At 42.4% G+C, this 22,052-nt stretch carries 17 protein-coding genes; all 17 read right to left on the minus strand.

Annotated features, from left to right (window positions below; genetic code table 11):
- Position 1: 1 nt before the first annotated feature.
- On the minus strand, positions 2-1,837 hold the full coding sequence (gene tssI, locus OQJ86_RS04600; RefSeq protein WP_265986758.1) for a type VI secretion system tip protein TssI/VgrG: 1,836 nt from the start codon (positions 1,835-1,837) through the stop codon (positions 2-4).
- A 45-nt stretch (positions 1,838-1,882) separates the two neighbouring features.
- Positions 1,883-2,362, minus strand: a complete 480-nt coding sequence (locus OQJ86_RS04605) for an Hcp family type VI secretion system effector (protein ID WP_038867685.1) — start codon at positions 2,360-2,362, stop codon at positions 1,883-1,885.
- Between the two features lie 208 nt (positions 2,363-2,570).
- Positions 2,571-5,147, minus strand: a complete 2,577-nt coding sequence (gene tssH / locus OQJ86_RS04610) for a type VI secretion system ATPase TssH (protein WP_265986763.1) — start codon at positions 5,145-5,147, stop codon at positions 2,571-2,573.
- A gap of 10 nt (positions 5,148-5,157) precedes the next feature.
- On the minus strand, positions 5,158-6,123 hold the full coding sequence (gene tssG / locus OQJ86_RS04615) for a type VI secretion system baseplate subunit TssG (protein WP_265986765.1): 966 nt from the start codon (positions 6,121-6,123) through the stop codon (positions 5,158-5,160).
- A complete protein-coding gene (gene tssF, locus OQJ86_RS04620; protein ID WP_038867690.1) occupies positions 6,120-7,943 on the minus strand; it encodes a type VI secretion system baseplate subunit TssF in 1,824 nt (607 codons plus the stop codon). Before tssF ends, tssG begins: the two co-directional genes overlap by 4 nt.
- Positions 7,940-8,404, minus strand: a complete 465-nt coding sequence (tssE, locus tag OQJ86_RS04625; RefSeq protein WP_038867691.1) for a type VI secretion system baseplate subunit TssE — start codon at positions 8,402-8,404, stop codon at positions 7,940-7,942. Before tssE ends, tssF begins: the two co-directional genes overlap by 4 nt.
- An 8-nt stretch (positions 8,405-8,412) precedes the next feature.
- A complete protein-coding gene (locus OQJ86_RS04630; RefSeq protein ID WP_265986768.1) occupies positions 8,413-9,210 on the minus strand; it encodes a type VI secretion system accessory protein TagJ in 798 nt (265 codons plus the stop codon).
- Between the two features lie 9 nt (positions 9,211-9,219).
- On the minus strand, positions 9,220-10,731 hold the full coding sequence (gene tssC, locus OQJ86_RS04635) for a type VI secretion system contractile sheath large subunit (protein WP_171374730.1): 1,512 nt from the start codon (positions 10,729-10,731) through the stop codon (positions 9,220-9,222).
- 58 nt (positions 10,732-10,789) lie between these two features.
- Positions 10,790-12,283 carry a type VI secretion system contractile sheath large subunit gene (tssC, locus tag OQJ86_RS04640; protein WP_038867695.1) on the minus strand — a complete coding sequence of 498 codons (1,494 nt, stop codon included), beginning with the start codon at positions 12,281-12,283 and terminating at the stop codon, positions 10,790-10,792.
- Positions 12,283-12,813, minus strand: coding sequence for a type VI secretion system contractile sheath small subunit (tssB, locus tag OQJ86_RS04645; protein ID WP_038878444.1), 531 nt, complete (start codon positions 12,811-12,813; stop codon positions 12,283-12,285). The genes tssC (OQJ86_RS04640) and tssB overlap by 1 nt, the downstream gene beginning before the upstream one ends.
- A 15-nt stretch (positions 12,814-12,828) precedes the next feature.
- On the minus strand, positions 12,829-13,941 hold the full coding sequence (gene tssA, locus OQJ86_RS04650; protein ID WP_104028251.1) for a type VI secretion system protein TssA: 1,113 nt from the start codon (positions 13,939-13,941) through the stop codon (positions 12,829-12,831).
- Positions 13,934-14,728 carry a PP2C family protein-serine/threonine phosphatase gene (locus tag OQJ86_RS04655; RefSeq protein WP_104028252.1) on the minus strand — a complete coding sequence of 265 codons (795 nt, stop codon included), beginning with the start codon at positions 14,726-14,728 and terminating at the stop codon, positions 13,934-13,936. The genes tssA and OQJ86_RS04655 overlap by 8 nt, the downstream gene beginning before the upstream one ends.
- A gap of 8 nt (positions 14,729-14,736) precedes the next feature.
- A complete protein-coding gene (gene tagF / locus OQJ86_RS04660) occupies positions 14,737-15,432 on the minus strand; it encodes a type VI secretion system-associated protein TagF (RefSeq protein WP_038867703.1) in 696 nt (231 codons plus the stop codon).
- Positions 15,414-18,932 (minus strand): type VI secretion system membrane subunit TssM, encoded by a 3,519-nt coding sequence (gene tssM / locus OQJ86_RS04665; protein ID WP_265986769.1) that lies wholly within the window; start codon positions 18,930-18,932, stop codon positions 15,414-15,416. Before tssM ends, tagF begins: the two co-directional genes overlap by 19 nt.
- A 14-nt stretch (positions 18,933-18,946) precedes the next feature.
- Positions 18,947-20,236 (minus strand): type VI secretion system protein TssL, long form, encoded by a 1,290-nt coding sequence (gene tssL / locus OQJ86_RS04670; protein WP_045419672.1) that lies wholly within the window; start codon positions 20,234-20,236, stop codon positions 18,947-18,949.
- A 14-nt stretch (positions 20,237-20,250) separates the two neighbouring features.
- Entirely contained in the window at positions 20,251-21,576 is a 1,326-nt protein-coding gene (tssK, locus tag OQJ86_RS04675; protein WP_081094946.1) for a type VI secretion system baseplate subunit TssK, read from the minus strand.
- 16 nt (positions 21,577-21,592) lie between these two features.
- On the minus strand, positions 21,593-22,048 hold the full coding sequence (tssJ, locus tag OQJ86_RS04680; RefSeq protein WP_104028255.1) for a type VI secretion system lipoprotein TssJ: 456 nt from the start codon (positions 22,046-22,048) through the stop codon (positions 21,593-21,595).
- Between the last annotated feature and the right edge of the window lie 4 nt (positions 22,049-22,052).

Here is a 22,052-nt window from a genome sequence, read left to right on the forward strand (position 1 = left end):
CCTAGTTCAAAGATATTTGGCCAGCTTTCAGACCGATAGTGGAGCCGTTGATCGAGATCTTATTTCCTTTAATATTGATGTCCCCAGAGCTAGACATTTGTATCGACGCTCCGCCAACTTTAATTTCGATACTCTTCCCAGCGCAAACCAACAAGGCCTCACCAACGTCAGTTTTATGATTTTTTCCAACGTTAAGCGTCGAGTTTTGGCCGATGTCCTGCGTTACATTGTTGGTCACGGTTTCCGTTTTGTTATTTTCAACGGTAATTTCCGCGGAATCTTCTACCAACATTTGAAATAATTTTTCGGCGTGTAAATAGACGTGCTCTTCACCAGGTTTGTCGTCAAAACGTAATTCGTTAAAATTGCTGCCACCTTTCTGCACTGATCGAGATTTGTAACCACTTTGGGATGCTTGATCCGGCAAGCTATACGGTGTTCCTTGGTTACCGTTATACAAAGAACCCGTGACGATAGGTTGGTCTGGATCACCGTTAACGAAGTCAACAATAACCTCTTGTCCTACTCTAGGATGAAAAGCACTCCCCCAACCATTTCCTGCTACTGTCTGAGCAACACGTATCCAACATGAACTGTTTGCGTCATGCTCTCCTTGACGATCCCAGTGGAACTGAACTTTGATTCGCCCATGCTTATCTATGTAGATTTCACCTTCTTTGTTTCCTGTCACTATGGCCGTTTGAAGGCCTCGAACTTGTGGTTTTCCAAACCTAGCTAATGGACGCAATATCGTTTTTGAATCAACACAATAAAAAGCAACTCTCACGCCTTGGTTGGCGGTACCACCCTGACCTGTCTGATTGAATACCGAAGCTGAAACGGAGACAGAAGACAGCACATACTCTTTACCAATTCGACTTTTATCTTCATGTTTTTTGAACTTAAAACACGTTCCAACCGTAAATGATCGACAACTCGTTTCCCCCATGCATTGATAAACATTTTGTTGCAATGACTCGATGTTATGCATGTTTCTTAATGCGAATTGGTCATTGGTTTCAGTCTCCGCCAAATACTCGTAATGCTCACTGACTGGAACGGTGAAGAAGTTGGTTGACCCGTTAGCAGAGTGCTTCGGATAAGAGCTTGGCTTCAACATATTGAAACCGGACAAATGACTGCTTTTTGTCGTGAGGGACTGAGTTTCATTCCATGAGAAGATATGGCTAGATGCTGCGCTACCAGTTGAGTGCTCTACAATAAATTCTGCCGAAGGGGTGTAGTAACTGATATCGTCAAAAAATTCTATGACATGATCTGAATCCGAATGTAAAAAACAGAACGCGATACCTTCCTCCGCCAAAATTCGCCTTACAAAGGCCAAATCAGATTCTTCGTATTGCACTTTATATGTGTATTTGGTGTAAGCTTTAGTAAGCTTAAAACTGAAAGTAATTTCATGCTCAGCAAGAATTTCTGATACGATCTCTTTCACATCTCTATACTGAAATATTCTGCAATTTGTCCGATAATTTGAGAAGCATAACTTTGGTTCGATTATCAACTCTATATTTTTATATTGCTCACCCCTATCAACAGTCGAAACTCGAGTCCCAGACAGTTTAGCCCTAGAAACTACGCCATGAAAATATCTAGGTTGTAACGATACCAATGAATGATTATCCATACTGATCGTCACTTCTTTGCCTATAATCTGATTTAACTCAGCTTGTTGCCCATTAAAATAAGCGTAAGCATGCAATGAAAAAAGCTCTGAAGCAGCCTCTTTATACTCGAAGGAATTCAGAATTATTGCATCCTCACCAAATGGTGTAAAAATTCTAATGAAGTTATTGTCTTGAGTTGCTTTTTTCATTGTACACTTCTTAAAAAATGCGGGGAAAGGATCCCCGCAAATTAATTACATTTGTTGACCTTTAACACCGCTGTAACCGTATACTAGTGGCGCTGATGTATTGTTCTTATCATCAGTAGGTGTCACTGTCATCATCATTTCAGTGTATGAAATAGTGATTGTTTCAATCGGGCGATCATCTTGAATTGAAACAGAGTAATTAGAAATCATTGCATCAGTAAGTTCGATTTTCATGATTTCTTCTACTTTTTCACCCTGCTTAGTAATATGGAATACCGCAGGTTTACCTTTACCAATCGTTGCTTCTTTAAATAGATCTGGTGATGAACGATCTTGCAATTTGGTGATAGTTAAATCGTACAAGCGAGTCGCGCTAGCTTCACGGTCCATTGCGGTACCTGTGAATGATGAAATTTCACGACCAACACTCCAATCTACAGATAGTAGTGTAATTAGATCCTTGTACTGCTCAGCAGTTGCTTCACCTTTAATATCTGCATATTTAAGATACGTGTTAGACTGCATGCTAATCTCCTATAGCATTAATAATTGACATATTGCGTAGTTATTTAATCATCAAATCGGCATTGATAATTAATGACTTATGTATCAAAAACTTTATTTTAAATACGCTCTTTTATATCGTTTAATTTGAATTTAATTAAGCACTATTTTCCAAAAAACAAAGTTAATATGAAGCGAGTCTCAATTTATTTTTACATTGAAACCGCTGTTAAATAAGTGAGACGTTAAGTGATTTAATTTCTCCATTAACGTTAATTTCCTCAAATGTCTTACCATTAAGAATAGAACTCAATATCTCATGGGAAATTTTTGGTAACAGCGTATTTTCAATCGTAGTTTGTATTACCCTAGCACCACTCCCTGACTCATTGCTATTATTAACTATGTCATTTATTAATGAATCACTAAACGTTAATTTGGCATTGTAGTTTCTTTGAATTCTGTCGGATATTTTCTGTAATTTTAAAGAAGCAATATTACTTAATACTTCTTTATTTAACGGCAGATATGGAAGTACGTTGACTCGCCCTAAAAACGCAGGTTTAAAATCACCCAGAAGATCCTCCCGTAGCGCCTCTTTTAAAGCTGTTGGTTCTGGGGCTAACTCAGGGTCTTCAAATAGAGACATTGTCGTCTCCGTTCCTGTATTGGCAGTCATAATGATAATGGTGTTTTTAAAATCGATATCTCTTCCTTCACCATCTTTGATCATGCCCTTATCGAAAACCTGATAGAAAATATCTTGCACACCCGCGTGCGCTTTTTCCATCTCATCCAATAAAATCACACTATAAGGTCTACGTCTTACCGCTTCTGTGAGAACCCCGCCCTCACCATAACCGACATAACCAGGAGGTGAACCTAACAATAGAGAGACTTTATGTTCTTCTTTAAACTCAGACATATTGATTGTCGTAACATTATCTTCGCTACCATACACTTTTTCCGCTATCGCCAGCGCAGATTCTGTCTTACCGACTCCACTTGGGCCTGTAAGCAGAAAAACGCCATTAGGTTTCGATTCATCAGTGAGTTGCGCGCTCGCAGTTTTGATAACCTCTGACATGACTTCGAGTGCGTGATCTTGCCCTACCACTCTATGACTTAGTGTCTCTTTTAGTGTAAGAACCGCTTTGATGTCATCATCTTGCAGTTTTCCTAAAGGGATACCAGTCCAATCTGAGATCACCTCAGCAATTAAGGCTTCGCTAACGTGTGAAAAGACAAGAGGTTGAGAGTTTGAGCTTAAGTCTTTCTCAATACTTACTAAACGATTCTTGTCTTCTTCATTAGCTTCACCTTCCTGAAGTTGAATCTTATGCCGTATTAGTTTTGCTTCATCGACCCATTGTTTTTCTTTTTGCCAAATTTCTTCTAATTCAAGAATCTCACCATGTAGAACATTAATTTTTTCTTTAATATCAGAAATTTTATGGTCATTCGCCGAACCGAATTGAGACTCTTTGTACAGTTGGTCAAGTTCCAACTCTCTTATTTGAAGATCTTTTCGTTTACTATCCAATGTTCCTGGCGTGGATGATTGGCTTAGAGCAACACGAGAGCATGCGGTATCAAGAACAGAAACTGCCTTGTCAGGCAATTGACGACCATTTATGTATCGTGCAGAAAGTTGAACAGCAGCTTCCAAAGCTTTATTTGTGATATACACGTCATGGTGTTTCGACATCACGTCCAACAACCCTCGCAACATTGCAATTGCAATTTCTGGCATAGGTTCATCGATCTTAACGACTTGAAAACGTCGAGTTAGTGCTGCATCTTTCTCGAAATACTTTTTATATTCCGCCCATGTTGTCGCCGCTATTGTCCTAAGCTCGCCACGGGCCAACGCCGGTTTCAAAATATTTGCCGCGTCGCCTTGACCTGCTTGCGCTCCCCCACCAATCAAACCATGGGCTTCATCAATGAAAAGTATGATAGGTGTTTCCGATTGATTAACCTCTTTAATCACATTCTTTAATCGGTTTTCAAATTCACCTTTCATGCCCGCGCCTGCTTGCAGTAGTGCCATATCTAACGATTTTATTGAAACGTTCATTAATGCAGAGGGAACATCACCATCGATAATTTTTTGCGCCAATCCTTCGACAACGGCAGTTTTTCCGACGCCAGCTTCACCTGTCAAGATTGGATTATTTTGTCTGCGGCGTAGCAAAATATCGATCATTAAACGGATTTCGTCATCTCGACCGACAACGGGGTCGATTTTCCCTAATTTTGCTTGCTCTGTAAGGTCAACAGTAAATTGGTGAAGTGCAGCGTTTTTGCTCTTACTAATCCCTGCGTTAGAGGCGAGATGCTTTGATTCAGATTCATTAACATCCAACAATGTGTTTACATCAATTTTCATTAATTCTGAGCTAGGCTGATTCAACATCGTAACCAAAGTATCATCCGTTAAGTAAGCTCTTAATAAATGGATACAACTCAATTGCTCTTGATTAAATTCAATCGTCGTAATCATCATTGCATTCTGCATGATGGTAACGGTATGTTCAGACAACCCAGGGACCGAATCGCATCCTGTTCGATACTTTTCTAACTGTTCGAGCAACTGTGACTCCACTCGGCTAGCATCGATATTTTGGCTACGAAAGGCGTCCGCGTATATCCCAGACGGATGTTGGATAATACCAATTAACCAGTGCGTCATTTCAATACTATGATGAGTACGAGAGCTGGCCATTGCGGCAGCATGCTCTAACGTTTCTCTTGCATGCGGAGATAGCCTCTCAACCAACGCTGATAGTGATAATAAAGCCATTGTGAATCCTTTAAATGGTAATTGTTATTCTGCGGTCTTTTGTACGCTTATGCTTCGTCAATACAGAACCAATGCCCAATTGACCGACTTGTTTTGAGATACAAACCTGAGGAAGGAATTTATGTTGAGTCGTTAACTTCCATTTAACTCGCTTATGCTTACCAAGAAAATCGTGTGTTATAGATTTCATCGTATGCACACAAGATGTATTAGGTAAGAGTTGCTTCACTTGTTTCGTCGTGTTTGGGAAGAATTCAATTGTCACGCCCGCATTGATGTTCCAAGCTTTAGATCCTACTGAAGCACCACTGCCTAATTGAGCGAATTGACCTTCCGGCATGTTTTGAGAAACCAGTCGAGTTTGATCTTCTCCCGTGAGGTGCAACCATTGCCCCTGAAATTCATTTAAGCGGACATCACATCCTGAGAGGCTTTCGAGCATTCCTTTAAGTGCACTTTTACTACGATTCGATGAAGCAAACACCCCTGCAAAATGATTAGCAAGATGCTGGGTTTGTCCTGTCACCGACTCTAACATGCTACAAAGAGGCGATCGTCGTCCTACCGAATGAGCAGTAACCTGTGAAGTAAGTTGAGTCAGTTGCCAACTACGGTAGTAAAGAGACAGTAACCGATGATTAAAAATGTCATAGAAATCGACCATTGCGTTGTCTCCTTCTTTTTGACGATTCAATGCAAGTTCGCTGTAATGCTGTGGCAAAACACCTTGCTCACCCGTTAATCCGATTAAGTTTGTCTCTAACCTTAATTTGCTCTGGCTGATCGCTTTTACGGCACACAACTGAGAATTCTCATAACCTAACGCAGGATTGACCTTAATCGATATCTTTTCGTCTCTAGGTAGCGCATCGGAACCTAACTGTGCCTCCACTCGAAGTACTTCTTGTTCAATCAAGTGTAACGCTTCAAACAACGAACGCTGTTTCAATTGACGATAAAAGTCTTCAGTCTTCATAGCAGAACCTTATCGCCGGTAAGCGATGGCCATTGATAAAAGCGTTTACCTGTCGACTTCAACTTAACTTCTAGTTGAGTAAAAATATTCACTTCAGCGTACTGAGAGAGATAGACTGATAACACACAGCCTAAAAAGAATATTTGCTCTTTAAGGAGGATTTGGTCTGATACAGTAAGAATCAATTTAACACCATGGGCAAACCCCATTTTCCCTTGCTCGCTCACTCTCCCGGCCACTTTTTCAAACTCGAGTTTCACAAGCGCATCAATCAGAGCCTTTGTTTCTGCCGTACCAGAAAAAGCATATAGGTTCAGGGTCTGTTTGAGCACTGCCAGTCCATCGTCTTGTGTGAAATGATTCAGTGTGAGTAGCTTGGTCAGTTGCCACCGCGTACTTTCATCCATTTCAGGCCTCACTGTTTCAGATAAAGACACTAAACAACGTACTGACTCAAAGTTATCGTTAACGTCAGGTAATGATACTTCTGGTAAACCACCACCAAACGGAAGTTTTTGCGGCAGGTTCCGATTGCAACACTCCGCTTGTACGTACATAAGCCAATTTTCACGGCTCTCTGGGCTAAAGAGTTGATGTTTTTTATCCACAAAAGACAGATACGTTTCTCGCCCGGGTTCGTCGTATCCACCAGCCCAGTTTTTGTCCTCTCGCCTCATTAACCAATAAATGTCACTATTTCCCATGTAGTGCGTATGTTCACCAGCATAATAGCAAGGCAAATTTTCATAAGTCTTATTCCAGTTTCTCAACGTCACATTGGTAATCGAAACAACTTCATTACTCTCTGCTTCTTGGTATTGAGGCGACAAATGGTAATCGTACTCAGATGGCAGTAAACGTTTAGGTTCCATGGTACTTTGAAAGAGGTTAATGACTGGAGTACAGCCCAGCATTAGGCTTTCGTTGTCGACTTGTTTCGGTAACCAGTCGTCTGTGGAATCAAAGAAAAAACAGAGGCTTATCGATTCGCCTAAATCAAGTTTATTGAGTTCTAAATCAATCAGGTCAAAGAACATAAATTTTTCAGGGAAATGTAAGTATTCAACCAACATTCTTGACGCTGAGAAGCTTCTTTTGCCATAGGGCACAACTTTATCCGAATCCGAGAACCCCACAGATTTCAGATGCCTTTTCGTATACGATGCGACTTCTTTCCCTTGAACGGATACCGACAATCCAACAAGATTTTGGAATAACATTTGATACAACTTCTGTGTAAGTTGAGGTTGGCCATTGAGGTAAAACCTCAAGGTGTCGATGCCCATCAGGTTAATTGCACTTTCACTATCATTGGCATGAAGTTGAACGTTAAGCATCGAGTTTGCCACTTGCTCCCATCGAGACCCCATAGGTTTCACAGGCGCATTTTCAAATGAGCAATCATTTACGCGTAATGGGTACATTCGCGTTTCATAGCATGTTCTAAATTCACATTCTTTAAATCTTGGAGCGCCGATGACAACACGTTCACCAGAGACAACATCAAAATAGGCATTGGTGGATTCCGAGCACGTCATTTTCACAATCGACATGGAAGGAATTGGCGCGTGAAAATCTGGGTAGAGTTGCCCCAGCAGTGATTCTGTGAATTGAGGGTAGCTGTTGTCTAAACTTTGGCGAATTCTCGCAGTTAAAAATGCGCACCCCTCAAGAAGTCGCTCTACATGAGGATCCTCGACTTGTTCTTCACTTATTCTCAAACGAGATGCGATCTTAGGGTATTGCTCACCGAACTCCTGTCCTTTATGGCGTAAGTAAGCCAACTCGCGATTGTAGTACTTTAGGAACTCTTCACTCATTTTGTTCTACTCAATTTCATACCAAGGCTCACCGGTTCAACTTCTGAGTTAAATGTGACTTCGTGGGTATTGCTTCCAATTAGGCAGGTTGCGGTAATTTTTAACCTCAGCGTTCGATCTGTGGCGCTTTTCTCACCTAAAATACTCACCAAAGGAGACTCTAGACGCGGTTCAAACTCCTTTATTGCATCGCAAACAATTTCACAAAGCTGATTTTGCCCTTCTTGGCTGCTGTATGGCATTGAAGAAAAGTCTGGCAGACCGTAGTTTAAAATGGAGTCTCGAACTTCTAAAAGATCATCAGGAAGTTCACGCCAACCAATTCGACTATTCAGCATGGCTTCAACATCCCTTAATAAGTTATTAAGTAAGGACTGAGAACTTGCTGGAAAGTCTTTCTCTTCACGAACATTCGGATCTGAGTCGATTAGTTTGTCCAGTAATGACGCCTCTAAAGCCATCGCGACCTCTAAGCTGTTAATACGGTTTCTTCAAGTAATTTCAAATCAAAGAGAGGAAGTGCAGTTTTACCCACTAACCAGCACTTTTGACCCAACCCAACGAATAACTCTTGCTCTCCAACTTGTTGCCAATCCGTTTCTCTACCTAGTTTTTGGGCATCACTTTGAGAACCAATGTAAGTCAAAGGCGTATGACCCTCGCCTTCACCTAGACCTTCTATATCGAATTCAACGGGACGCCAAATCGTCTCTAATAGTGAAGATGGTGTTTTTAGTTCAAGCTGTTTCACATTGGCGATAGGCACAAGGAAGTAATTGCCTGCAGTCGAAAAGAGCTCTATGTATCCACCCAATTGATCATCTATGTCTCGAACGTCATCATAAATATTACCGCCCTGACTAAATGATTTTTTGACGCGTTGTTGTTCTATCTCAGACGTTAAGTTGTAGGCATTACGTTGGTCATTATTTTTTAGTGCTAAGTTGAATTCAATCAATAACCTATTCAGCCCTTCATGGTCACTGACAAACTGAGCCGTTGCTGCTCCATGAAAAAAATCCTTACGGGCTTGAGCTGCTTTAACGAAGTGACGTAGTTGACTGGCTCCAGAAAGATATTCTGGGAACAGTTTAATCGCTTGCATCAACTGTTCATCCGCCCGTTCAAAATTACCGTCAATACAAAGAAGCTCGATGAAAGAACTACGAAGAGTTGCATCTTTAGGAGAAGCTTTTATATTCTCGATGAGTACTTCTAGTGCTTCTGTTAACTTGCCTTCTGCTAACGCGCTTTTCCATTTTGTCATTTTGATTCCTTACACCACCTTTTCTGGTGATAACTCCGTTATTAATTTGATCGCCGATACCATTTGATCGAGTTGAAAATGAGGACGTAAATGAATCACCGAATAATAATGCCCCGGCGCATCACGCTTTTCTTTCACCGCGATACTTGCCTCGTTCAGGGGGTACTTAGCCCTAAGCTCATCGGACGCTTCATCAGAAGCAGTCGTGTATTGGTGTAACCAATGCTGAAAATCTCGTTGTATTGCAGACGAATCTTGGTAACTACCAATCTTGTCCCGTCCCATCACTTTGATGTAATGAGCAATTCGAGATACACAAAGGGTATACTGCAACATCGATGATAATTTCGCGTTTACGCTGATGTGCGCTTCTTGGTATCGCTGTGGTTCATGTAGAGAAACATTCGATGTCATCCCAATCATGTCTGTTTCCGGTACAGGGGTAAGTGACATGAAACCGTTATCTGCTAAAACCTGCTCTCGTGACTCAGAAAGCTTTACGTTTAAAGGGCTTCTATCACGTGAATTTTTCACATTAAACTGAATCTGACTACGCGTTGGAGCGAGGACAAGGCCTTGAGTATAGTCGCCTTTTTTTATTCCTCTCATGTGAGTAAACCAACCGTGTTCCTGATACGTTCTTATTGCAATGGCACCGAAGCTATATGCTGCGCTTCCCCATAAAAGTTGTGTTTCTGAGTCGTCAATTTTCTCTTCAAACTGAAAACTTTCCGCTCGTGTTCCATCGCTGCCATGCGGCTGGCGAAACAAGACATTTGGTGCAGTGATGCCGATAAATTTCGACTCTTCTGATTCTCGTAGCCTTCGCCACTTCCCATATTCCACTTGTTCAAATTGAGTCGAAATATCACCAATCGCTGAAAGCTCAGAAAAACGATTCACCCCAAAAACACCCGGTGTCGCTGACAATATAAAAGGGCTAAACGCCGCAGCCGCTGATTGAGATACCTTACTCAATACAGATAAATCACGATCAAAATGGTTAGTAACAGGGTCGTGACGAAGCTCGTAATCACCAATGACTAACCCAAAAGGCTCTCCACCTGGTGTTCCATATTCGTTTTGATACAGAAGTTTAAACAATGCAGACTGATCAAATTCGATCGCTTTTAATGCGTCTTTACTGATTTCGTCCCATGTTACTGAAAGGAGCTTTACCTTAACTTCTTCTGATGATTGCCCATCGACCTGAGCACATAAATAGCGAAGGCCGATCCAACTGCGCTCTAACTTCTGGAAAGCACAATGATGGATTATCTCATTGAGTTGTTTTTCGAGTAGCTCATCAATCTCATCTATAGCACTCATCAGGCTATGTCGAAAACTCTCCATGTTTGAACTTTTAGTACCTTCCAACCATACTTTTGCCGAATGTAGTGAATCCATTGAATCGATAAATTTATTCATCCAATGGCTATCAAGTTCCGCACACCCAAGGGGACTAAATTCGTGCTTCAATTCACTTGGGTCTAAGAAATTTAATGACGTATGTTTGCGCATGTATCAAGCCTATTCCGCTAGAAAGTGTGGTTGGCCAAGACAGCCAACCACAACGTGCTTAACCACCCGATTGCGGGATTTTTGCAACCAAACGAAGTGATGTGGTGAGCTCTTCCATTTGTAGCCAAGGTTTCAACCAAGCCACAGCATTGTATGAACCTGGTGCACCAGGAATCTCTTTTACTTGAACACGAGCATCTGCCAACGGATATTTTGCTCTGATCTCTTGCCCCCCCCCCTCAGAAGCATTGACGTAACTTAGGATCCAGCGGTTTAGCCACGATTCCACGTCCTCAGCCTCCATGAAGCTGCCAATTTTGTCACGGGCCATGACTTTCAAATAATGCGCGAAACGGGAAGTTGCCATCATATAAGGTAGGCGAGCCGAAATAGCCGCATTAGCAGTGGCATCCGGCGAATCATGGTTGGCTGCTTTTTGGCAAGTTTGAGCACCGAAGAACACCGCATAATTGGTGTTTTTGTAGTGACACAATGGTAGGAAACCAAGTTTACCTAGTTCCGCTTCACGTCGGTCTGTAATGCCAATTTCAGTTGGGCATTTCATATCAGGATCGCCATCATCACTCATGAAGAAGTGTGTCGGTAAGTTATCCACTCGACCTCCCCCTTCAGCACCACGAATGGCAGTACAGAAACCATATTTAGAAAACGCGTCTGTAAGCTTTGCCCCCAACACGTAAGAAGAGTTCATCCAACAGTAATCATTATGCTCAGCATTAGTCGCGATACCTGAAACTGAGTCGACTTCAAACTCCTCGAAACCAAACTCTTCCACCGGAGAAGTCGCTTGACCATAAGGTAAACGAGCTAATACTTTGGGCATGGTTAAGCTTACAAAGCGTGAGTCCGCACTCTCTCGGAATGAACGCCATTGTGCGTATTCAAGAGATTCAAAAACTTTATCTAAATCACGTGGCTTCGAAAGCTCTGTCCACTCATCAAAACCAAACAAAGCTGGTGAAGCGGCGGACAAGAATGGAGAGAAACCTGAAGCGGCCACATTCGACATTAAACGAAGTGATTCAATGTCTTCTGGATGGTTAGTAAATTCATAGTCACCAATCAAAGCGCCGTATGGTTCACCGCCGGCACTACCGAACTCAGACTCATAGACCTTCTTAAAGATTTGGCTTTGGTCGAACTCTACCGCTTTACTCAAGTCTTTATGAAGCTCTTTCTTAGTAATACTGATCATACGAACCTTTAAGGTAGAGCTCGTATCAGAGTTCATCACTAAGTAATTGAGACCACGCCAAGAGCCTTCTAGTTTTTGTAACTCAGGGTGATGCATAACTTCAGACAATTGCTCTGAGATTTGCTGGTCTAGCAAATTAATGGCTTCACGGAATGTCACTGTTAAGTTCTTATTCCAAGTTACAGTGCCTTTCATCGCTTCTTCTGCCAGCGTTTTTATCAGCTCTTGCGCTCGAGAGGATTCTGTCTGCTTCGTCGCTCCGATCGCTTGCTCCAAAAATGAAGACGCTTGCTGGCTAACTGTTGGATCTAGTTGCTTTTCAACTTGTGTAGTCATTACTGAGCTCCTTCTGGATTATCTGAAGGAACAGGCTCACTAAGTTTGAGTTCACCCGCTAGTTTAGTAAGGTTCTCAGTGTTGTTCAGAACATCCTCTAGAATGTTTTCTAGCTCCTCAGATCGGTCGACTTTCGTCATTAAATCACGGAGTTTGTTGCGCGTTTCCATTAACTGACGCAACGGATCCACTTGATTCACAATCGCCGCAGGTTCAAAATCTTGCATCGATTTGAAACTTAAATCGACCTCGAATTGAGAATCATCGTTTGCTAATTTGTTCGCGACTTTAAACTTTACTGATGGGCTCATCTTTTTAAGCACATCATCAAAGTTGTCACGATCGATCTGAATAAAACGACGGTCTTTAAGTGGTTTCAAGGCTTCTGTATTTTGGCCTGCAAAATCACCCATTACACCGACAACAAAAGGAAGCTCTTTTTTTAGCGTTGTCCCTTCGGTTTCAACATCATAAGTAATGTGAACACGAGGCTTCCTCACTCGTGACAGTTTCGAGTGGATACTCGTCATACCGTTCTCCCTTTCTTAATTTTCATTTTGTTCTGCTATGCCAACTAAACGGAAATAACTGTTCTTTGCATCCCCGTCGGATATCAATTCCGCCAGTAATTCAGGCAGAGGCATTCCACACCAACGAATAATTTGTTCGATGGAGTAAGAAACTGGTGAATGTGGCTCACTCTCTCTAAAGAAGTCAGCGACCTGTTGCAATTGTTCAATGGCTTGCTCACGAGACTGCATATTAGTTGTTAGTAGTGCTTGTGGTTGGAGAGGTGAAGACTGTTCTTGCACTTCGATTTCACCGTCATATTCATTTAGTTCTGCAACTACTTTAGGCGTCTTAAATCGGCTACCTAACAAATGCTTAAGTGCCGAGTGTATTGAATCTAATTTTTTTGATATGTAAGAGCTTGGGGTGACGTCACCAACCGCTTCATCAAGTTTTTCGCTGAACTGACTGAAAGCAATCATTGCAAATTCCAAATCACCAATCAGTTGCTGGTAAAATTCATCCGACGTGGCTTTTACGGTTTCTGCAATTTTCGACATCTCCACTGCACCTTGGTCAACTTTCGAACGACGCTTGTCTTCATCTAACCGTTCTAGCTCAACAGCTTGTTGGTACTCCCAGAATGCATATGCTTGTTCTATACCCACATCTGTTAGCGGCACCGAGGCAATTGGAAAAATCAATGTACCTTCATTATCAATGCCATTTAGTCCGATGATCGAGGAAGTTCGGGTTTCCATGCCATCTTCATCCGGCATTGGGTACAATTGATCCCAGTACTTTTCGATGTAAGTCGTTGCCAATTGGTATCCAAGGCCTAATCCACGAAAGCCATGAATTCGAGTTAATGCTTCAATAAGCCAAGCTACGAATTCCAAGTCTTTAGATTGTGAAGCGAGAATGTCAGGAACCTCATCAACAAATACACGCCATAAGTTGGTATGAGTAAGGATGCTTTCCTCTTCGATGATGGCATTTCGCTCTGCATTACGTGCCGCCATTCTATGATCTTTTAAACGATAGTAAGCCGACTGGGGGGAGACATCTTCGCGAGGATCGATACCAGTTGGATTTTCCTCAGAGATAGGCTCAAGAGCTACATCGTACCAATCAAACATATCACTCATGCGACCTTCCTCTTAAGAAGACTGGAATCGTCGCGTCTTCGTGTCGTGGCAATTCAATTTCATTCTCTGATTTACACACTTTCACCAACGCACACGTGACATTGTCACTCGCACCACGGACTAAGGCTGAATGCATGAGGGCTAATCCAGCTTGATTGACAGAATCTGCATACAAGGTTTTGTGCATTTCTTCGTTGGTCAGTTCTTTAGATAAACCGTCACTACATAACAGGAACTGGTCACCGTCCGCGAGCTGTCCAGAGATTTGATCTATGGTCACTTCTTTATCTACTCCCACCGCACGAGTTATCACATTTGCAAGCGGATGAGACTCTGCGTCTTCAAATGCGAGTAGCCCCTGCTCAACCAAATCCATCACTTGGCTGTGATCACGTGTTCTTTGTGAGAAAGTGCTCGCTCTTAATTGATAAATACGACTATCACCAACCCATAAACAATGGTAATAACCGTCTTGCACTAACAGCAAAACGAGTGTGGTTCCCATTGTTTTCCCTTCTAACTGGGCTTGTGCATAATGGTAAATTTCTCGGTTTGCTTGCTGGACCACATGTCTTAGTTCATCGATTCCAAACGAGTCTGAATCTTTTACATAACGCGCGATACGATCGACCAACATCTGACTTGCGATATCGCCAGCACTGTGTCCACCCATCCCGTCAGCGACGACCCAAACACCATGATCAGACATATCAAGCAAAGCATCTTCGTTGTGCGGCCTTACCTTTCCAGGATGTGTTTTGGCAAAGGTAAAATAGTTCCAATTCATTATCATTCCTACCAATTCCACTTGTGCCATTGGCCGTCTAACATTGCCGAGAACTGCCCTATAGAAGGGAGCCCTGAACTTACAAACATACACGGTTCAACCTTGGACGATCCCTCTGTCCACCAAAAGCAAGGCGCTTTGTTTTGCTGTTTTATTAACGCACTAAGTAATGCAGTTGATGTCAAAGCTTCGTTTTGGGAAAACACCGTTGAGAGCTCACTTCGATACATTTCGGATATCGGTGAGACTTCAATGTCAATTTTAGAAAGCGTGTCGCTGGGCTGATTCAAATTTTGTGTCCATGCATCAAAAACGAAAGCGTCGTCAAGAACAGCGAGTGCTAGATCTTGACTATCTCTCCCCCAACCATTATTCGACCAATACTGTGTCGCATCTCCTTTGACCGCACGAGCAACAGTAAAAAAGAAGTAGCGTCCAGAAGCATCAACACTTGGTATCATGCTACCGATGTAAGTCGCCTCTTCCATATAGCTGACATCTAGAGCAAAGTTCCATACTGGTGACGTAAGAAAACACTCGTCCCACTGTTCACCAAGCTGCTCTCGACTGACCGCAATAATCGCTTGCTGCCAATCATGCCAACGATTGGTAAAAGATTGTGGCAATCCATGCTTAACAAAATCACCTTTCACTGGCATTTTGCCAACATAACCCCAGCTTGGACTTATAAGGTTTGCGGACATCGGAATCTCTCCATCTCATTCGACCAAAACGGATTAATAGCACTTGTCGGGATAAGCTCTAACTGAACCTTGTTCCCTTTTAGGTCAATCATCACGATATTGTCTTTTCTTGATTCAGGCCTTGCTTTAAGCGACTGATCTAAAAGCTTAAAGATTCCCCATTCACCTTCATAGGTATGCGCAATTTCGCGATTGGATTCAGGTGGTGTAAACACGATTCGAGTTTGATCTTGACCTGCTGGCCAACTTAGCGCTTTCGCTCTTGCTGGCCCGTGTTTATAGACGAGATCTTGAGCTCCTAACTCCAGCACAAAACGAGTAATATGCTGGTCGAGATAGACTGGCTTCATTCCAAAATCGACACGTAATGAATTATCGGATTCAAAAAACGTTTGCCTGATTCGCTTAGCCCGTTGGAATACCACCAATGTTTCCTGTCGAACGCCAATCTCTTTCTCAAATGTCCAACGTCTTGAGGAAGTATCAACGAAAGGTTCTAAATACTCGTTGAAGAATGAGTCCAGTGTCCCGCCATACCCAAAGAAACGCTTAAAGTCTTTTAACCTCACTTCTTTTGCCGCATTTGGAACAAATGGATAACGACCAGCGATTGAACTACGATAAGGTTTAATGACTTGCGTTAACCACAATTGATTAAGGTGATCCTTAGATCCGCTTTCGGCAAACTTAACCGACTCCTGAGACAATTCTCCTAGCCATTGATTAAACGGTTTAGGCAATAACTCTTGTGCTCGTTCAAATGACGACGCCACATCCTGTGTTACTGTGCCATCCAAAATGCTCTTGTACGCTATTTTTTGATTGTTTCCAGAGCTCGATAAATCTGACAAGTACGACCTTAAATTAATCATGGCCTGCTGAATATCAGCATAATCCTGCTCACCCAAACGGAGCACAGCTGTAAAATGCTGTTCTACTTGTTTACCCGGTAAAGCGACATTAAAGGTGTTTTCTTCAGGTAAATACATGTCTAGCTTATCTGCGGTATTAGAGAACTTAACTTTTGCTACTTTACCAGCGACCTCAGAAGCGGCTTTTTGATTGTCAGACAATACAACCTTCGTCAGTCCAACTTCCTTCTGAATCGCACGCAATAAAGATTCAATAGGCCTTTCTACGCCAGCTAAGACTCTTGCTTGTTCAGAGGCAAACTCTAAGTTGGGCGCTTGCTTTAATTGAATGTCTTGAATCAAATCCTTCCATTCATTGACATAATCTTGGTAATACCTGTTTTGTACACCTTCAATAGCGCTCGCATGATCTATCTCGTGAGCTTGTAAGTCATCACCATAGACCCAATTTTCTTCCATCAACCCTTTCACCGTTCGGTTGATTTGAATTTGAAAAATACTATGAAAGCCGTTGTAGGTATAAAAGCCTGAAATACCCTGAGACAAAGGTTTTCCGCTGATACGCTCGAATTGCTCCAGTCCCTTCGGACCGAGGACATCAGTTAAACGAAATGACGGTACATGGCTCTTTGAAAACTGAATTTTCATTCTTTGGTATGCACGTTCTGGCAATGACATCTCAGTTAATATGTCCCTTGCACTAGCAACAACATCTTCTTGAAAAACAAGACCGCGTTCATTGCTCTCCAGCAGATGTTGTGTATGAACCATAAGGCGCCCTCTTAACGCCTCATTAAGCACCCCTGAATATTGGCGTTCAAAATAAAAACGAAACCACGCTAGCACTTCTTCTTGCTGATATTTATCAGGGTTAAACAACATTAGGTAGGTTTTTAGAGTTTCATAGAGATATTGTCGATGTGCCTGGTTGCTCTCCATCTCATTGACTAAGCTGCGAGTAACCATTGGGGAAAAATGTTGGGCCAAGGCTGCAATGTAAGCGCTATTCGCGGCTTGAGAAACTTTGTCCCCCTGATAAAGACCAAATTTTTTAATGGTGTCGCTCTCTCCGTACTGGCTCTGTTTTCCAAGAGGTAATGTCATAATACGATCTAGCGTTTCCACAGCACTGATAATATCTGATTCGAAATCCAGACTGTCGGCACCAATCATGGCGTTAACATGGCCAGTCTGACGATTAGTCTCTCTAATAAGTTCTTTATTCCATTGATAACTTGTGGCCCAAGCAACAGTGGCTCCCACGAGCGTAATCGTACAGCCGATGTATACCCCTTTATGGAGCCGACCGGACTTTCTTTGGTAATAACGATTCACCGTCCCTAACAATTGTTCTTTGAAAATCACACGGTCAAATAGACTCTTAACAAAAAAACTATGTGAGCCGGTACTGTGTGAGGTTAATGGCAAATTGCCCAATCCCAGCCCATTTGTAGATTCACTCATCAATCGATTCATAGGCGCCCCCTCTTGAACCGAGCTAACCATGAAAACACCTCGAATTAAGGCAGGTTCCTCAAAGCTGTTTTGTGAAAAGATCTCGGCTAGAAATTCGTCTAAGTTGGCCTGTAATACTCGTAACTGTTTCGGAAACTCAAATATTAGCGCTCGCTTATCGAGATCGTCTTCTGTTTCGAGAATGCGTAACATCCGTGCATCTAGACGTTCCAGCATCTGATGGAACTCTCGGTTAAACAGAGAAATCACTCCGCGTTCATCATCGCATTCTTGAGGGAACATAAAACCAAACAAATCGTCACGTTCTTCTTTACTCAAATCCGAGAAATACTCATTAAAGCCAGCAACGAGATCCATTTTCGTCAACAAGACATAAATTGGGAATTGCATACCAAGTTGGTTTTTAAGCTCTTGTAAACGAGATTTAATGGCTCTGGCATGAAGACTTCGTTCAGTACGAGTTTGAGACATGACACTTGCCAAACTGACCGTGACAATTGCGCCGTTGATTGGTCTTTGTGTACGGTATTTTTTCAATAACCCCAGAAAGCCATGCCATGCTTTTGAGTCCACTTTCTCTTGGCTATCTTGAGTAGTGTAACGACCAGCGGTATCAATCAATACGGCTTTGTTCGCAAACCACCAATCACAATGTCGTGTTCCCCCCACACCCGCGACCGAATCTGACCCTGTAGAGTTAGCTAACGGGAATTCCAGCCCAGACTGCTTCAAAATCGTGGTTTTTCCAGTACCCGGAGGACCGATTAGTACATACCACGGTAAGTCATATAGGCTACGTTTACCTTTATGGGTTTTAGTGACAATCTTGATTGCTTGCTCTATACGATCACGCATTAAATCAACTTCGGTGGCAGCTTCTTTGTCTGATTGACTATCAAGTTCAAGCAAAGTCTGGATACTTTCATCCTCTTTCACTTTCTGTTTATGCTGCTTGGTCAGGTTGAATACTCCCCAAACAAACACCAAGATAAGAATTGTGACTAAGCGTTGGAAATCTGTCTTTAGTGGCTCATAGCCAGCGACAATAATTAAAGGGCCGACCGCCCAAATAAAAATGGAACACGCCGCAACGCCAATAAGGCCGATAAACCAGCGCTGAGTGAAGACTCTGCCTACTTCTCGGATACTCATATCTCTCACTTTTCCTAGTTTGCGACAATCAAGTCAATTTCGATACGACGGTTCAACGCTCTATTGTCAGAACTGGTGTTTTCCACCAAAGGTCTCGCATCACCTAACCCTTCAGGTAGCACTCTTCCTTCCAGCCCACTATTTGCAATCAACTGGTCTGACATGGCAGTGGCTCTTGCCAAAGATAGATGCCAATTAGAAGGATATTTACTGGTGAAGATAGGGTTATCATCCGTATGGCCGGTAACAAGAATTTTGCCTTCTGTCGCTTCAAGAGTACGTGCTATTTTGGAAACAACGGGTTGTATGTAAGCCACAACATCTGCACTTCCTGACTCAAATAAGTCTTGCGCTTTCAACGATATTCTTACGCGGTCGGGTAACGCTTCTACCGTAACCAATCCTTTATTCATTTCCGTCGCAAGATACATAGAGATACGATCCGCGACAGGTTGAACCTTCGATTCAAGCTCCGCTGACGCGACTTGCCGATCCGGCTGGATCAAGTTAACCAAATTCGAAAACGTTCGATTGGAAGCCCTATTCAAGTCATAACTAAGGTACATAAAAACGCACACCAAAATTGCCGAGGTGACCGAGCATACAACCCACAATGGTGCTCGTTCTGACATTTGGGAACCTGTAACCGTGCGCTTATCAATATTGGCACTCATTTCTTGTGCAGTACCACGCCCATAGGACTTAAGAATGCTCATGATTTGCTTTCTAAGACGTCGATGATCTTCTAAGCCATTTTTCTCTAAACGGTATTGCCCGACAAAACCAAGCGACAAGCAAACATACATCAACTCTAACAAATCGAGCTGCGACTCTGGCTGAGACAGTGCATTATCAAGATGTTTGAAAAAGGCTTCTCCACCCTGACTGCTCGAATAAAATGAACTCAGTAAAGAATCATGACTCCATGTAGATTGGCTTCCCCAATGGGTATTCAATACCGCCTCATCCATTGAGCAACATAAACAGTAACGTGCTGTATCAATGGTTTCTAATTCAACGTTGTGTTGGCGCAGTCGGTTTTCGTAGTCTCTCAGTTTCTGTGCGAGTGTTTCCTTTAGAAACAACACATCCGAATGTGAGGCCGTTGATCGAATTTGCCCTACCATTGATAAGATACCGTTGGCTTCAGCCAAAATTGGGTTGAGTCCAAAAGCAACGACTGAGTCGTTATTAACGATCTCAGGGCTTTTAGAGATCACAACCGTGCTATCTACTGGCTTTACGTCTGGTTGTTTTAAATTTGGTCGCCCACCCGGTGTGGGTTTGATTATCGTTTGTTCCATAATGACGAAGCCTGTTATTGGCTAATGCTCCAAAGTTCAATGTCAGCATTCGGGAAGTGACCAGAAAGTTGTAGCGCGATGCCGCCACTTTCTCGCAGCCTCATCCAGAACGGTCCCTTTTTCACAACCTCGAAGTACACATAGCCCGTTTGATAAGGTATTTGTCTTGGAACAACACTCAAAGGCGCAACACTGATACCGTTGATTTGATTGTTAATGAGATCGCGTATTTGCTCTGCAGGCCCTAACTTAAGCTGAGCAGGCACTAAGCGTCGTATTTCATCGGTGGTTGTATCAGCCTTAACCGCGAGTACAAACTGGCAAGACTCCAGTAAGCGTTTATCTGGCAGAGGTGTCACTTGGATGCCATATTGACGTATTTCAAGTGGTAACTTATTCGCCGTTTGGTCTAAAACGACACTTAAGTACTGGCTGAGTATCTGATTAATCTCATGAAACACACTGGAAAGATCGAAGTGATCGTATTTTTTTAGTTCCGGAACACGTTTGTTCTTACTCGAAAACGTCGATAACTCACCGATATAACCATGCAGTAGTGCTACTAAATCTAAAGGATGTACCTGTTCTAGTTCGGAAAAGTGACGTAAAACAACTTCATAGCGGTTCAACATCTGCAGCATAATAAAATCGACCGCAGAAGCGGAAGCCGCCTTACCCTGAACCAAACGCTGAGACACAACGTCTGCACGGATCTTTGTCATTGCAAGTACGTTACGTAAACATGTGGTTATAACAGCACTATTCAGAATATTTATGTGTGGTGGGATGTATTCTTCATCAAGAATGACTGCCCCTTCATCGGATACTTCTTTGATTTTGAAAATCGGCAATTCAATAAAGCCAGACTGCTTCTCATTACTTGCTGCTAGCTCTAAATTAATCGCGGTTACTTGAATGCACTCTTCATCTTCCCCAGTTAAAACATCTACAACATCCAAATCTTTTAGAAGATAACGTGAAACCAATTCCTCACTTTTATCAGAGACCAATCGTTGTTTTAAGCTAAACGCCGGAACAACGATTTTGACCAACGTTTGATGGGTGCCTTTTTTTACGAATAACGGCGTTATGCTCGCATCACCTTTTTTCCATTGAACGAGAGTCATGTCTGGCAGGATCGCATCGATCTTTTCTATCTCAATAACCCCTTCTTTTAAAGCGGTCGGATTGATTAGGCTCGATGATACGCCCCAATTGTATGCGTGTTGTAAGTGAACTAGCCCCTTGTATTCGTGAGCGGTTGCTCGTTCACTTTGCTGGAAATGTTGAGGACGCAAAAACATCCCCTCACACCAAGCGGTATGGGAAAAGTGTGTCATTGAATAGTCACCAAGATTATTTCACGAACAAAGACAGGTCTTCTAAGTGGATTTGATAGGTGTTGTAACCTGTCTTTTCAACTTCGATCACTTGCCTCCAATTCGAGTTTTCGATGTCTCGAAACGCAGCCACTAAACCGAGATACTTTGTCTGGGGAGACATACTGGCTTGGTAAACCTCCTTTTGACCTGGCGTTAGGGATATCTCAAATTTATTGACTAAATCGGGGCCCAGAACTTTGTCATAGCTTTCGTATATTGAGAAAAAGTCCTGACTTTCAAATACCGTTGGTGATGTAAGTTCGAAAATATATATAACAACTGGTGACGGCCTCCCATTAGAATCTGGATTGATATTATGGCTCGCCGTTATTTCTAAATCCGCATAAGGGTCAACCACTAAGTTTGCCGCTGAACACCCAATGAGAGTCACTATTAATATCAGTAATACTATTCTTTTAACTAATTTCATAATT

It is taken from the genome of Vibrio sp. Sgm 5 (assembly GCF_026241575.1).
Classification (GTDB): domain Bacteria; phylum Pseudomonadota; class Gammaproteobacteria; order Enterobacterales; family Vibrionaceae; genus Vibrio; species Vibrio jasicida.

Coding starts and splice junctions, on each gene's coding strand:
- tssI (WP_265986758.1), bottom strand. CDS start 1,837: ATGAAAAAAGCAACTCAAGACAATAACTTCATTAGAATTTTTACACCA.
- OQJ86_RS04605 (WP_038867685.1), bottom strand. CDS start 2,362: ATGCAGTCTAACACGTATCTTAAATATGCAGATATTAAAGGTGAAGCA.
- tssH (WP_265986763.1), bottom strand. CDS start 5,147: ATGGCTTTATTATCACTATCAGCGTTGGTTGAGAGGCTATCTCCGCAT.
- tssG (WP_265986765.1), bottom strand. CDS start 6,123: ATGAAGACTGAAGACTTTTATCGTCAATTGAAACAGCGTTCGTTGTTT.
- tssF (WP_038867690.1), bottom strand. CDS start 7,943: ATGAGTGAAGAGTTCCTAAAGTACTACAATCGCGAGTTGGCTTACTTA.
- tssE (WP_038867691.1), bottom strand. CDS start 8,404: ATGGCTTTAGAGGCGTCATTACTGGACAAACTAATCGACTCAGATCCG.
- OQJ86_RS04630 (WP_265986768.1), bottom strand. CDS start 9,210: ATGACAAAATGGAAAAGCGCGTTAGCAGAAGGCAAGTTAACAGAAGCA.
- tssC (WP_171374730.1), bottom strand. CDS start 10,731: ATGCGCAAACATACGTCATTAAATTTCTTAGACCCAAGTGAATTGAAG.
- tssC (WP_038867695.1), bottom strand. CDS start 12,283: ATGACTACACAAGTTGAAAAGCAACTAGATCCAACAGTTAGCCAGCAA.
- tssB (WP_038878444.1), bottom strand. CDS start 12,813: ATGACGAGTATCCACTCGAAACTGTCACGAGTGAGGAAGCCTCGTGTT.
- tssA (WP_104028251.1), bottom strand. CDS start 13,941: ATGAGTGATATGTTTGATTGGTACGATGTAGCTCTTGAGCCTATCTCT.
- OQJ86_RS04655 (WP_104028252.1), bottom strand. CDS start 14,728: ATGAATTGGAACTATTTTACCTTTGCCAAAACACATCCTGGAAAGGTA.
- tagF (WP_038867703.1), bottom strand. CDS start 15,432: ATGTCCGCAAACCTTATAAGTCCAAGCTGGGGTTATGTTGGCAAAATG.
- tssM (WP_265986769.1), bottom strand. CDS start 18,932: ATGAGTATCCGAGAAGTAGGCAGAGTCTTCACTCAGCGCTGGTTTATC.
- tssL (WP_045419672.1), bottom strand. CDS start 20,236: ATGGAACAAACGATAATCAAACCCACACCGGGTGGGCGACCAAATTTA.
- tssK (WP_081094946.1), bottom strand. CDS start 21,576: ATGACACACTTTTCCCATACCGCTTGGTGTGAGGGGATGTTTTTGCGT.
- tssJ (WP_104028255.1), bottom strand. CDS start 22,048: ATGAAATTAGTTAAAAGAATAGTATTACTGATATTAATAGTGACTCTC.